Here is a 13,139-nt window from a genome sequence, read left to right as displayed (position 1 = left end):
TCATTAGTGCTGATAAAGTTATACAATACTATATTATTACATATGACTATCAGTAACTAATACTAAGTTGTTTCTAAAGCATTAATCATGAGTCTATCCAATAGTTTGTTTCCAAAATACCGTCTGTTAAATTTGTAGCAGAACTCATCAAGATAATTATGTACATATTACTGGTTTACACAATTATGATGAATATCTAAAAGTACTTTTTTGGTATTACTGATTGTTCTATTTACACAAGGAAATATCTTTGCCGCCTTTTTCTTGTCTGGCTCTACTACAACATAATGATTTGTTATCACTTCTTTGAGTTTAGCATACCCTGGTGTAACCATCGCTTAACACAGATGCTGTTTTGTTTGCAGATTTCAAATCTTTCATAACTACCCTTTTTAGACAACCAACTTTTCTGTTTGGTTTACCCTTTTTTGGTGCAGAGATACTGGGTTTCGATTCAACTATTACCAATACCTTTCCTTGTCTTTCACTTCCACGATCTCGCTTATTAGGAGTAGATTCTTGACTGTTTTATTTTTATTTTAATTGATAACATCTTTTATGTCAATTATTTAAAACAATCTTTCATCAAATTCAACACAGCCTTTTAATTGATATTTTTCATCACGCATACTATCTTATGCATCATAAACCAAATGTGTTCATACCGTTTGTGACCCTACATACGTTGCATTTCTAATGCCGAAAAACTCTTTTTTGACAGCGTCATGAGTTCAATACAGATCATCCAATATTGAAAAGGCAAATTAGTATTCTCCATAACAGTACCTGAACGAAGACTGACACGACTACCGCATTTTTTACATTGAAATTTCAAATCTGTCTTACGAAAGTAATGTTCGCTGTGTTTACACTTTTTACATACAATTCCCATTTCAAGTCGTTTAGCCTTGATCCCTTATCACATGTGGCTTAATCAGGGTATTTTTCGAAAAATTCAGGCAGGTTCTTAATTTGAATTTAATGGGTTGATGACTCAAATATAAGCTTTTTTTAGCATTTGTACAAGTAAAGGATAGTCATGTTATTTTATTTGATTATTGTTGTGGGTGAACTAATTCCCAAAAGTCGCAACTAATCTTGATATCTTTTAAAATGAAAAGATTTATTCATGTCTTTAATAAAATATAAGTCAAATCTACATTTTAATGGTTTTTAAAAATAAATTCCCTTATCCCAAATTGATTTTACTTACAACATCAGTAAATTCTACTTTTAAACATCTAGGGTTTTATACCCGATCGCTCCGATATACCACAACAGTTAGCGCAGTTTTATAAACTGTGCTCACAATATGGTTCGTGACTTTGGGAAAATTAGAAAATCATATTATTTTTATTGTGGGGTAGTGCCATAGCCACTAACGTTCTGGGACTACAGCGGGTTTGGGACTAAATTAAACCCATTCTTCGGATTTGCCAAATCATCCCAAATACAAAACCAACCTTCCATTAAGCCAATTGCCCAAATCCGTTGTAGTAGCTGTTAGTGGCCGGCTTAAACGTCTGCTAATTAACGATTAAATATATAATCAAACAAACAACAATTAGAAAGAATAAAAGACATCCAATTTTACGGCTACGCTTTTCGAGACCCAATTCATCAAGTAATTTTATGGCATTTTTTTCATCAAGAAAAAAACCACGCCACGCAATATCAGGTGTCGATAACCACCAATTAGTTCCACATTCAGAACACTGATAAATACTATAACCAAATTTCAGATATACTCCGTCATCTTTTACATAATTCAATTGTCCTTTACCAAATTTTTTTGTCAGTAATATGTCAAAGTCTTCAAACTCTTTTTGAGTTTCAAAATTTTTAAATCCTTTATCAAAACAGTTATTACACATTTGGTTTTTTGTCAAATATTTGATCCTACCGAAGCATTATCTTTTTGGTTGCTTGTCACTAACTAGTATATATGCGAAACAAACCTTCGCATATGCACCCAAAATTGGATAGATTAGCGAAGGTTTGTTTCGCTTTACTTATTTTCAAATATACTAAAATTTTCTTACAAATCATCAAAAGGACTTTTTATTTGTTGGATGCTTTTTGAATAGTAATGGGAAAATTTAGTTGCTGTTAAACCAAATCTCGCGTGAGGGATAATAGTGGAAATCCTTTTATGAAGCGCAGCGCAGTAAAAGATTATAACGGATAGCCCGGCCTTTTTAGGGCACGCCCAAGTCCATGTGCTAAATGGTATGTGTGTTTTTGAATACTATTATTGTTTAATTATTTCTTAAAAAAAAAGGTTGTTTTGGTTGTCATCCCACAGCTTTCGATGCACTTTATTACTTTGCGGGATGGCAAACATTTTTTTGATGTAGGTTTCAAATTAACCTATCTTTGCCAGCCGAACAATCGGTTGAAATACGTTGCTATGTTCTGCGCTGCGGTAAATGTTTGGTAAAACAGCTTTATTGGCGAATAGCATGTGACCGAAAAAACAATAAAAATACTAGATGAAGTTTGATTTATTAAAAAAAGATCCGCTGTCCAAAGCCAGAGCGGGAAGTATTACTACTGATCACGGGGTGATTGAAACCCCAATTTTTATGCCTGTGGGTACCGTAGCTTCGGTCAAAGGAGTGCATCAACGGGAATTGAAACAAGACATTAACCCGGATATTATTCTGGGAAATACCTACCACCTATACTTGCGACCTCAAACGGAAATCCTAGAGAAAGCCGGAGGTTTGCATAAATTCATGAACTGGGACCGTAATATTTTGACGGATTCTGGTGGCTACCAAGTATATTCGCTTTCGGCCAATAGAAAAATCAAGGAGGAGGGCGTGAAGTTCAAATCGCACATTGATGGTTCCTATCACTTTTTTACGCCAGAGAATGTGATGGAAATTCAGCGTACCATTGGTGCCGATATTATCATGGCGTTTGATGAATGTACGCCGTATCCCTGTGATTACAACTATGCAAAACGCTCGATGAAAATGACACACCGCTGGCTGGATCGTTGCATCAATCATTTAGACACGCAGCCTGTAAAATACGGTTACGATCAGGCTTTTTTCCCAATTGTTCAAGGAAGCTGTTATAAGGATTTGCGTCAGCAATCAGCGGAATATATTGCAAATTCTAATCAAGTAGGAAACGCCATTGGTGGACTCTCCGTAGGGGAACCTGCCGAAGAAATGTATGCCATGACCGAAATAGTTTGCGAAATTTTACCGGAAGACAAACCGCGTTACCTGATGGGTGTGGGAACTCCGATAAATATTCTCGAAAATATTGCCCTTGGGATTGACATGTTTGACTGTGTGATGCCTACGCGAAACGCCAGAAATGGAATGTTATTTACAGCGAATGGCACCATCAATATCAAAAACAAAAAGTGGGAAGCTGATTTTTCGCCCGTTGACGAAATGGGAATCACCTTTGTAGATACAGAATATACGAAAGCGTATTTGCGTCACCTTTTTGCTGCCAATGAATACTTGGGGAAACAAATTGCCACGATACACAATCTTGGTTTTTATATGTGGTTGGTTCGGGAGGCCAGAAAACATATCTTAGCGGGCGATTTTAGACCTTGGAAAGAAATGATGGTGAAAAACATGAACCAGAGATTGTAAATTAGGTTAGGGGTATTAGGTTTTAGTAACCAAAACCCAAAACCTAAAACCTAATACCCAAAACTATGCTTACAATAATAGACAAATACATCCTAAAAAGATATTTAACCACATTTGTGGTGATGTTGTTGTTGTTTATCCCCATAGGAATCGTTGTTGATGTATCTGAGAAGATCAACAAAATGCTGGAAAACAAGGTTCCGTTTTTAGAGATTGCACTTTATTACTACAACTTTACGGTTTATTTTGCGAATTCTCTTTTTCCGATATTTTTGTTTTTATCCGTGATTTGGTTTACCTCAAAACTGGCAAATGATACGGAGATTATTGCTATTTTGAGCTCCGGAATTTCATTTACGCGTTTCTTAAGACCGTATATTATTGGTGCTTCCATAGTTTCTGTTTTTGTTTTACTAATGGGGTTTTTTGTTGTTCCCGCTGCCAGCGAAGGCTTTAATAACTTTAGGTATACGTATTTAAAAGGAGGCGGAAAAGAGGCCATGCGCGGGGATAATACGGATGTGTATCGCCAAATTAGTGATGATGAATTTATCTATGTAAACAGTTTTAATACGGAGTCTAAAATAGCTTTTAATTTTTCACTGGAAAAATTTAAAAACGAAAAACTCGTTCATAAAATCACGGCCAGCAGGATCAAATGGAATCCAAAGGACAGTACCTACACCCTGTATGATTATACAAAAAGAACGGTGGGCGAACTGAATGATAAAATTGAAAAACTACCCCAGAAAGAGGCTATTTTCACATTCGATTTAGAGGATTTAACTCCAGTGGTGTATATTGCAGAAACCCTGAATTTAGGAAAATTGAATGCCTTTATTGCCAAAGAAAAAGAACGCGGTTCCTCTAATATCAACATCTATTTAGTGGTTTTGTACAAAAAATACAGTGTCCCGATATCCGCATTTATCCTGACCATCATTGCAGTTGCAGTCTCATCGATGAAACGAAGAGGCGGAATGGGAACGAATCTGGCCATAGGAATTGCGCTGGCTTTTGCCTTTGTATTCTTTGATAAAATCTTTGGTGTTCTTGCAGAAAAATCCAGTTTCCCTCCCCTATTAGCGGTTTGGTTGCCCAATATTGCTTTTGGAATTTTAGCCATCTACCTATTACGAAATGCAAAACGATAATTTAAAAAGTTACTTAAACCTCCATTTGATTGTTTTTATTTGGGGTTTTACCGCCATTTTAGGCGCTCTAATCACTATAACGGCAGATGCCTTGGTGTGGTACCGCATGTTTTTTGCCGGTATCTTTTTAGCTCTTTTTCTGGTGTATAAGAAAAAATCGTTTCGGATTCCGCTAAAATCATTTTTTAAATTGATTTTTGTCGGATTATTGATTGCTTTGCATTGGATTTTATTTTTCAAAGCGATCCATGTTTCTAATGTGTCTATTACGTTATCCGTTTTTTCATTGGGTGCTTTTTTTGCATCGCTGCTGGAGCCACTTTTTTATGGTCGAAAAGTACTATGGTACGAAGTCTTTTTTGGTCTGATCATAATTGCAGGGCTGGGACTGATTATGAAGGTCGAAATCAATTACCTGGACGGAATGTTATACGCCTTAGCATCCATTATATTAGGTGTTTTATTTACGCTGATGAACGGAAAACTCATTGCGGATCACGATCCTTCGGTTATCTCGTTTTATGAATTCCTGGCGGGTGTTGGTTTCATATCGATTTACTTTGTGTTCGAACAAAAATTCACGGCCGATTTCTTTGTATTAACGGCTAATAATTGGATCCTGATATTGATTCTGGCATCCGTTTGTACCGCCTATGCCTTTACTGCTTCAGTAAAAATAATGCAAAAACTAACGCCATATACCGTAATGCTGACTACGAATTTAGAACCGGTTTACGGCATTGTTTTGGCCTATTTTATCCTTGGCGGAAAAGAGAAAATGAGTTTTGAATTTTACATTGGTGCACTAATAATTGTAATCACCGTAATCCTAAACGGGGTGATTAAACACTATCAAAAAAATAAAATTAAAAAAGAATCTCCCGCTTTAGAGAAGCAAACTTTTACACATAAATAGAATATTTACCTTTTCGAACGATTTAAAATTTTATATTTGCGGTTCGAAATAAAAACAAAAACGCAAAAATCCTATGGAATATTTAGATTTTGAGCTTCCAATAAAAGAACTAGAAGAACAGTTAGATAAATGTCTTATTATTGGTCAGGAATCAGATGTTGATGTAACGAATACTTGCAAACAAATCAACAAAAAACTAGAAGAGACCAAAAGAAAAATCTATAAAAATTTGACTGCCTGGCAACGTGTCCAATTATCCAGACATCCAAGCCGCCCGTATACAATGGACCACGTGCGTGCCTTGTGTGGCGATACGTTTCTGGAACTTTTTGGCGACAGAGGTTTTAAAGATGATAAAGCCATGATTGGTGGTTTAGGAAAAATTGACGGGCAATCCTTTATGATTGTGGGTCAGCAAAAAGGATTCAACACTAAGACGCGACAGTTCCGTAATTTTGGAATGGCCAATCCGGAAGGATATAGAAAAGCGTTGCGATTGATGAAGATGGCAGAGAAATTTGGGATTCCTGTTTTGACGTTGATCGACACTCCAGGGGCTTACCCGGGATTAGAAGCCGAGGAACGCGGACAAGGAGAAGCCATTGCCAGAAACATATTTGAAATGATTGGTCTTAAAGTGCCAATTATTACTGTTATCGTAGGAGAAGGTGCCTCTGGTGGCGCATTAGGAATAGGAGTTGGTGACAAGGTATACATGATGGAAAACACCTGGTATTCCGTCATTTCTCCAGAATCATGTTCTTCTATTTTATGGAAAAGCTGGGAATATAAAGAACAAGCTGCCGAAGCACTGAAGCTGACTTCAGCTGACATGAAAAAACAAAAATTAGTAGATGATATTATTCCTGAACCACTAGGCGGTGCACATTATGACAGAGCAACTGCTTTCAAAACGGTAGAGCAATATATCATGAAAGGTTTCAACGAATTGAAAGACTTATCAACAGCAGAATTAGTGGCTCAAAGAATGGATAAATACTGCAAAATGGGAGAATATAAAGAGTAAAATCTTACGAATTACTATTTAATCCGAAGCCTTGCCGTTTCGGATTTTTTTTTGGTTATAAACAAAAAATAGTTAGTTATGAACAATTATTTGTAACAACTCAACGACTATGTTTTTTTAATTTTAGTTACTTTCGCTTCATGGAAAACTTCAGAAATATTAATCCTGTCAAGGTTGATAAAACGACTATTATAAGCCTTGAAAAAGGAAAATTACAACCACAGGTGCTCGATTTAGAAGAGGCTGTGCTTGGTGCCATGATGATTGACAAAAAAGGGGTTGATGATGTTATTGACATTTTACAACCTGATGCTTTTTATAAAGAAGCACACAAACATATTTTTGAGGCTATTGTTCAATTGTTTACAGAAACACAGCCTATTGATTTATTAACCGTTTCTGCCCAACTGAAGAAAAATGCAAAATTAGATTTAGCAGGCGGTGATTTTTACTTAATTCAGCTTACGCAAAAGATATCCTCTTCGGCACACATTGAATTTCACTCCAGAATCATTCTTCAAAAGTTTATTCAACGCAGTTTGATTCGGATTTCTACTGAAATCATTGAAGACTCTTACGATGAATCAGCGGATGTTTTTGATTTATTAGACAGAGCTGAATCTAAATTATATGAAATAACACAAGGAAACATCAAACGAAGTTCAGAGACAGCTCAAAGTTTAGTGCTACAGGCAAAAAAACGAATTGAAGAAATTGCCGGTCAAGAAGGATTGAGCGGTGTTGCCACTGGTTTTGATAAGTTAGATAAGATTACTTCCGGTTGGCAGCCCAGCGATTTAATTATTATTGCGGCACGACCTGCAATGGGAAAAACTGCATTTGTATTATCCATGGCCAGAAATATGGCTATTGATTACGGAATACCAGTGGCCTTATTTTCTCTGGAGATGGCATCAGTACAGTTAATTACCCGGCTAATTTCCTCTGAAACAGGTTTGTCATCAGAGAAATTGCGTACCGGAAAACTAGAAAAACACGAATGGGAACAGTTGAGTACCAAAGTTAAAAACTTAGAAAAAGCACCTCTCTTTATTGATGATACGCCTTCCTTATCGATTTTTGATTTACGGGCTAAAGCCAGGCGATTGGTTTCGCAACATGGGATCCGAATTATCATTGTGGATTACTTGCAATTGATGACGGCTGGCGGAAACGGAAAAGGAGGCGGAAACAGAGAGCAGGAAATTTCTAGCATTTCCCGAAACTTGAAAGCATTAGCCAAGGAATTGAACGTTCCTGTTATTGCACTTTCTCAATTATCTCGAGCGGTAGAAACCCGTGGATCCAGCAAGAGACCGTTATTGTCTGATTTACGGGAATCAGGAGCGATTGAGCAAGATGCGGATATTGTGTCTTTTTTATACCGTCCTGAATACTACAAAATAGACGAATGGGATGATGAAGAAGCCTCACCAACAGCCGGTCAGGCAGAAATAATGATTGCCAAACACCGTAATGGTAGTATAGAAAACGTTCGGTTGAAGTTTATTGGACATCTGGGAAAATTTGATAACCTGGAAGATTACAGTGGCGGATATGATGACTTACCATCCAGTATGAATCAGGATGACAACCCTTTCATTACTAAAAACCTGCCCTCTGCCAATGATGCTTTTGGAAGCAATTTGAATGATCCGGATGATGACAGCGATGTTCCTTTTTAGCAAACAAGCCTCATCAGCATGCGCACTACCCGTTTTTCTTTACAAAAAAAAGTAAGCATAAAATACAGTTTATAAAAATAGAAAGCCCGCTATTGCGGGCTTTCTTGTGAATTATAATTGAACCTCAAAATAAAGACAATGGTATTTTGACACTATTCTTGTTTAATTTATTTATTTGCTTGTACGCAATCGTACCAAACAAAAAACCGACACAGATTCCACAGATTTTCAATAAAAAAATGTCTAATTTGTAAAAATATATGAAATGTGTGTCAAAAAATATTTCTTACGTAGAACTACAGACAAGCATACTTCTTTATTAAACCATGGCCGGGTAATCAGTATATCCTTTCACAGTATCCGTGTAAAACGTGCTTTGATCTGGTTTACTTAATGGAGCATCAGTCTCAAAACGAGCCACTAAATCCGGATTTGCAATAAAGGGAACTCCATAAGCAACAAGATCTGCATACCCATCTTCAAGCACTTTGATTCCCATTTCTTTTGTAAACCCTTTATTGATGATTAATGTTCCTTTGTAAAACGGTCTGAAATGCTTAGCTACTTCAGTAACAGCAAAAGGTACATCATCAACCGGCGTAAAAGGCTCCGTCAAATGCACATACGCTAAACCATAGTCATTCAAACGGTTTACAATATATTCATAAGTAGGAATTGTCTGTTCATCTAACATCATTCCCTGCGTATTATGCAGGGTAGGATTCAATCGAACACCCACTTTAGAATAATCAATAACACCGGCTAAAGCATCTAGAATTTCAAAAAGGATTCGGGTTTTATTTTCTATTGAACCACCATATTCATCGGTACGATTATTGGAATAACCATTAAAAAACTGTTGTAGTAAATAGCCGTTGGCAGCGTGCAATTCGACACCATCAAAACCCGCCTCAATAGCATTTTTAGCTCCATTTTTAAAATCTAAAACGGTTTGTTTTATGTCTTCAATAGTCATTTCTTTTGGAACAACAGTGTCTACAAAACCGTCTTTTGTGTAAGCTTTTGCATACGGATTCAAAGCGGATGGCGCATGTGGTAATTCGCCATTATGCAAATCCGGATGCGACAACCGTCCCGTGTGCCACAATTGTGCAAATATAGTTCCTCCTTTTTCGTGAACTGCTTTTGTAACCAGTTTCCAACCTTCGGTTTGTGCTGCACTGTAAATTCCGGGCACATTGATAAAACCCACTGCTTTTGTACTCACAAAAGTTCCCTCGGAAACAATTAAACCTGCTGTAGCTCTTTGTGTATAATATTCTGCCGTAAGTGCAGTAGGAACATTACCTTCATTATTAGAACGGCTTCTGGTCATTGGAGCCATCACCATTCGATTTTTTAAAGTACTGCTTCCTAATGTATAGGATTGAAATAAAATTGATTTACTCATTTGATTTTTGTTAAAAATTAGTGTTTTATTAAATTAAATACTGGCTTTCAAACCAATACTTGTAAATAGAGTTAAAATAGTGTTTAAGGTTTCTTGCTCATTTCCTTTCAAAAGAAGGAAATCGTTAGAATCATACGCTGATTCGTTACTCAGAACAACTTTAGAAAAAGGAAACAAATGCTGTAATTTATCCAGTGTACTTTCGGAATTAATCACCTCCATTTCGTTTCCCAAAATAAGTACGATTTTACCCGTTGCCACTTTTTTGATTTTTTCAATAAGAATAACATTTGTTGCCACATCATTTGAAAGTATAATAATATCTGCCTCCCAACTTGCATTGGTTGGACAAATCATCATTTCTACATTTGCCTTCGGATTCTCTGAAATAATTTCGGTATACACCTCCAAAAGTGTAGCGGCTTTTTGATCAAACAGCAAAACGGGATTGGTTTTGGCAATTTGCTTTGCTAAAACAATACTATTGGTTACTGAAACTCCTAGGACTGCAAATGTGGTTCTATTTGACATCGACTTATATTTACAGGACAAATTTAAGGCTGTATTGCAAAAGTTTTCGTTGATGTAAAACAAGAAATTCTATTGATCTATGTCAATTAAAATGAACTTCGATTGTTAATTTGTTTGCGAACCCGACTCAATGTTTCCGGTTTCAGACCAAGGTAAGAGGCGATCATGTGTTGGGGTACACGTTGAACAATTCCGGGATAAGCAATTCCTAAATTGGTGTATTTTTCTTCGGCGGTTTCTGTTAAAGTCGAATTTATTCTGGCTTGATTGGCGATGTAGGCATTTTGCAAAAGCAAGCGTTGGTATCTTTCAAACATGGGGACTTTATCCATTAAAGCTTCTCTTGCCGATGTTGTCAGCAAAAGCAGTTCAGAATCCTCCAAGGCTTCAATCGTATAAATAGAGGAACTATTTGTTAGAAAACTGGACAAATCTGCGATCCACCAGCCTTCAATTGCAAATTGTACGATGTGTTCATTTCCTTTTTCATCGATGGAAAAAGAGCGCAGTATTCCTTTTTCAATAAAGGCATTGTAGACACAAATGTCTCCTTCTTGCAACAGGATTTGTTTTTTGCGTAATCTTTTAGGGATAAAAAAAGTTTTACACAACTCCATTTCTTCCTGAGTCAGTATCACTTTTTCCTGAATGCTTTTGAATAATTGTTGAAACATGGTTGCAAGATACTAAATAATCAAGAATTCTTAAAAATAGTATTGCTGCTAAAAAAACAATCCTTGATAACTATTGATAAATCTAAAAATGGAAGTCTGTATAAATCAAAATATCTGACTACCTTTGCCCAGTCTAATTTTAACACACAAATGAAACCGAACACACAACAATTAAACGATTTAACAATCCAAGTCAGAAGAGATATTCTTCGAATGGTACACGCTGTCAACTCAGGTCACCCAGGTGGTTCTCTAGGTTGTACTGAATTCCTTGTCACTTTATATCAAAATATAATGGAACGCAAAGAAGGTTTTGATATGGACGGTATTGGAGAAGATCTTTTCTTTCTTTCAAACGGGCATATTTCACCTGTATTTTACAGTGTTTTAGCTAGAAGCGGTTATTTTCCAGCAGCAGAACTAGCTACTTTCCGTTTGATCAATTCAAGACTACAAGGACACCCAACTACACATGACGGCTTACCAGGAATACGTATTGCATCTGGTTCTCTTGGACAGGGATTATCAGTAGGGATTGGTGCTGCTCAAGCAAAAAAATTGAATGGTGACAACCATATTATTTATACACTTCATGGTGATGGTGAATTACAGGAAGGTCAAAACTGGGAAGCAATCATGTATGCTGCTGCAAAAAAAGTGGACAACCTTATTGCTACAATCGATTTAAACGGAAAGCAAATTGATGGAACAACTGACGAGGTTTTAGCCATGGGAAGTATTCGTGCCAAGTTTGAAGCTTTTGATTGGGATGTTTTAGAAATTGAAAAAGGAAATGATATCGAAGCTATTATTGCCGGAATGAATGATGCCAAATCCAGAACTGGAAAAGGAAAACCAGTTTGTGTATTGTTGCACACTGAAATGGGTAATGGGGTAGATTTTATGATGTACAGTCACGCTTGGCACGGTAAAGCGCCTAATGATACGCAACTTGAAATTGCTTTAGGCCAAAACTACACAGCAGCAGAAAGCGACTACTAATCCCCACCTAGCCTCCCCGAAGGGGAGAAACAGCTACAGAATCATTAAATAAAAATTTAAAACCCTATTTACCCCAATAGGAGCTCCCCTCCTTTGGAGGGGTTGGGGGAGGAAAATGAAAAAATATACAAATACAGGAAGTAAAGATACACGTTCGGGTTTTGGAGCGGGAATGACTGAATTAGGTCAAAAAAACGAGAATGTTGTGGCACTTTGTGCAGATTTAATTGGTTCTCTTAAATTTGATGATTTCAAGAAAAATCACCCAGAACGTTTTTTCCAAATTGGAATTGCAGAAGCCAACATGATTGGAATTGCTGCCGGTTTAACTATTGGAGGAAAAATTCCTTTCACGGGAACTTTCGCTAATTTTTCTACGGGAAGAGTGTACGACCAAATTCGTCAGTCGGTTGCGTATTCAGAGAAAAACGTAAAAATTTGTGCTTCACACGCCGGATTAACTTTAGGGGAAGACGGTGCAACACACCAAATCCTGGAAGATATTGGTTTAATGAAAATGTTACCGGGAATGACGGTAATCAATACGTGTGATTACAACCAGACAAAAGCGGCTACATTGGCAATTGCGGATCACCACGGTCCTGTTTATTTGCGTTTTGGTCGTCCGGTTGTGCCTAACTTTATGCCCGCTGACGAACCTTTCGAAATAGGGAAAGCGATTGTTTTAACGGAAGGGACTGATGTAACTATTGTTGCTACGGGACATTTAGTTTGGGAAGCTCTTATCGCAGCTGAAGCATTAGAAGCACAAGGTATTTCTGCTGAAGTAATCAATATTCACACGATCAAACCATTAGATGAAGAAGCAATTTTGAAATCATTGGAAAAAACAAAATGTATTGTTACCGCTGAAGAGCATAACATTCTTGGTGGTCTGGGCGAAAGCATTTCTAGAGTTTTAGCTTTGAACAGCCCATTACCACAAGAATTCGTGGCAGTGAATGACAGCTTTGGAGAGTCCGGAACACCAGAACAATTAATGGATAAATACAAATTGAACAATCAAGCGATTGTTGAAGCGGTTCAAAGAGTAATGAAAAGAAAATAATAGCTTCCTTTTACTTATACAAAAAAAAAATCCAGTTCAAATTGAAC

11 protein-coding genes and 1 pseudogene are annotated in these 13,139 nt (G+C 36.9%); 7 read left to right on the top strand and 5 right to left on the bottom strand.

Annotation, left to right across the window (positions count from 1 at the left end; translation table 11 throughout):
* Positions 1 to 62: 62 nt before the first annotated feature.
* Positions 63 to 972, bottom strand: a pseudogene (locus tag EKL98_RS05805) (IS1595 family transposase).
* Between the two features lie 554 nt (positions 973 to 1,526).
* Positions 1,527 to 1,889: a hypothetical protein gene (locus EKL98_RS05800; protein ID WP_126561769.1), complete on the bottom strand. Its 363-nt coding sequence runs from the start codon at positions 1,887 to 1,889 to the stop codon at positions 1,527 to 1,529.
* A gap of 603 nt (positions 1,890 to 2,492) precedes the next feature.
* On the opposite strand from EKL98_RS05800, the gene tgt reads away from it, so the two are divergent.
* From tgt to dnaB, 5 genes are all read left to right on the top strand, one after another.
* Complete coding sequence (gene tgt / locus EKL98_RS05795) at positions 2,493 to 3,623, top strand: tRNA guanosine(34) transglycosylase Tgt (protein ID WP_126460838.1); 1,131 nt, start codon at positions 2,493 to 2,495, stop codon at positions 3,621 to 3,623.
* Between the two features lie 65 nt (positions 3,624 to 3,688).
* Positions 3,689 to 4,777: an LptF/LptG family permease gene (locus EKL98_RS05790; RefSeq protein ID WP_126561768.1), complete on the top strand. Its 1,089-nt coding sequence runs from the start codon at positions 3,689 to 3,691 to the stop codon at positions 4,775 to 4,777.
* Complete coding sequence (locus tag EKL98_RS05785) at positions 4,764 to 5,693, top strand: DMT family transporter (RefSeq protein WP_126460832.1); 930 nt, start codon at positions 4,764 to 4,766, stop codon at positions 5,691 to 5,693. The genes EKL98_RS05790 and EKL98_RS05785 overlap by 14 nt, the downstream gene beginning before the upstream one ends.
* 73 nt (positions 5,694 to 5,766) lie before the next feature.
* Positions 5,767 to 6,720: an acetyl-CoA carboxylase carboxyltransferase subunit alpha gene (locus tag EKL98_RS05780; protein ID WP_126455741.1), complete on the top strand. Its 954-nt coding sequence runs from the start codon at positions 5,767 to 5,769 to the stop codon at positions 6,718 to 6,720.
* 140 nt (positions 6,721 to 6,860) lie between these two features.
* Positions 6,861 to 8,405, top strand: coding sequence for a replicative DNA helicase (gene dnaB / locus EKL98_RS05775; protein ID WP_126460829.1), 1,545 nt, complete (start codon positions 6,861 to 6,863; stop codon positions 8,403 to 8,405).
* A 319-nt stretch (positions 8,406 to 8,724) separates the two neighbouring features.
* On the opposite strand, the gene EKL98_RS05770 is transcribed toward dnaB, so the two are convergent.
* The 3 genes from EKL98_RS05770 to EKL98_RS05760 all read right to left on the bottom strand — a co-directional run bounded on the left by EKL98_RS05770 (position 8,725) and on the right by EKL98_RS05760 (position 11,021).
* The gene (locus EKL98_RS05770) at positions 8,725 to 9,816 is read right to left on the bottom strand and encodes an alkene reductase (protein ID WP_126561767.1); all 1,092 of its coding nucleotides are present in this window, start codon (positions 9,814 to 9,816) and stop codon (positions 8,725 to 8,727) included.
* 33 nt (positions 9,817 to 9,849) lie between these two features.
* A complete protein-coding gene (locus EKL98_RS05765) occupies positions 9,850 to 10,347 on the bottom strand; it encodes a hypothetical protein (protein ID WP_126561766.1) in 498 nt (165 codons plus the stop codon).
* A gap of 86 nt (positions 10,348 to 10,433) precedes the next feature.
* A complete protein-coding gene (locus tag EKL98_RS05760; RefSeq protein ID WP_126455733.1) occupies positions 10,434 to 11,021 on the bottom strand; it encodes a Crp/Fnr family transcriptional regulator in 588 nt (195 codons plus the stop codon).
* Positions 11,022 to 11,171: 150 nt separating this feature from the next.
* Here EKL98_RS05760 and EKL98_RS05755 point away from each other — a divergent pair, with 150 nt between their 5' ends.
* Positions 11,172 to 12,023 (top strand): transketolase, encoded by an 852-nt coding sequence (locus tag EKL98_RS05755; RefSeq protein ID WP_126556365.1) that lies wholly within the window; start codon positions 11,172 to 11,174, stop codon positions 12,021 to 12,023.
* A 115-nt stretch (positions 12,024 to 12,138) separates the two neighbouring features.
* Positions 12,139 to 13,092, top strand: coding sequence for a transketolase family protein (locus tag EKL98_RS05750; RefSeq protein ID WP_126515735.1), 954 nt, complete (start codon positions 12,139 to 12,141; stop codon positions 13,090 to 13,092).
* Positions 13,093 to 13,139: the final 47 nt, after the last annotated feature.

Source organism: Flavobacterium bomense, assembly GCF_003970355.1.
The sequence above is the reverse complement of the archived record's forward strand: the minus strand, read 5'-3'. Positions and strand labels throughout refer to the sequence as shown.

Excerpts from the sequence above, each read along its gene's own strand:
- tgt (WP_126460838.1), top strand. The coding sequence starts at position 2,493 with ATGAAGTTTGATTTATTAAAAAAAGATCCGCTGTCCAAAGCCAGAGCG.
- EKL98_RS05790 (WP_126561768.1), top strand. The coding sequence starts at position 3,689 with ATGCTTACAATAATAGACAAATACATCCTAAAAAGATATTTAACCACA.
- EKL98_RS05785 (WP_126460832.1), top strand. The coding sequence starts at position 4,764 with ATGCAAAACGATAATTTAAAAAGTTACTTAAACCTCCATTTGATTGTT.
- EKL98_RS05780 (WP_126455741.1), top strand. The coding sequence starts at position 5,767 with ATGGAATATTTAGATTTTGAGCTTCCAATAAAAGAACTAGAAGAACAG.
- dnaB (WP_126460829.1), top strand. The coding sequence starts at position 6,861 with ATGGAAAACTTCAGAAATATTAATCCTGTCAAGGTTGATAAAACGACT.
- EKL98_RS05770 (WP_126561767.1), bottom strand. The coding sequence starts at position 9,816 with ATGAGTAAATCAATTTTATTTCAATCCTATACATTAGGAAGCAGTACT.
- EKL98_RS05765 (WP_126561766.1), bottom strand. The coding sequence starts at position 10,347 with ATGTCAAATAGAACCACATTTGCAGTCCTAGGAGTTTCAGTAACCAAT.
- EKL98_RS05760 (WP_126455733.1), bottom strand. The coding sequence starts at position 11,021 with ATGTTTCAACAATTATTCAAAAGCATTCAGGAAAAAGTGATACTGACT.
- EKL98_RS05755 (WP_126556365.1), top strand. The coding sequence starts at position 11,172 with ATGAAACCGAACACACAACAATTAAACGATTTAACAATCCAAGTCAGA.
- EKL98_RS05750 (WP_126515735.1), top strand. The coding sequence starts at position 12,139 with ATGAAAAAATATACAAATACAGGAAGTAAAGATACACGTTCGGGTTTT.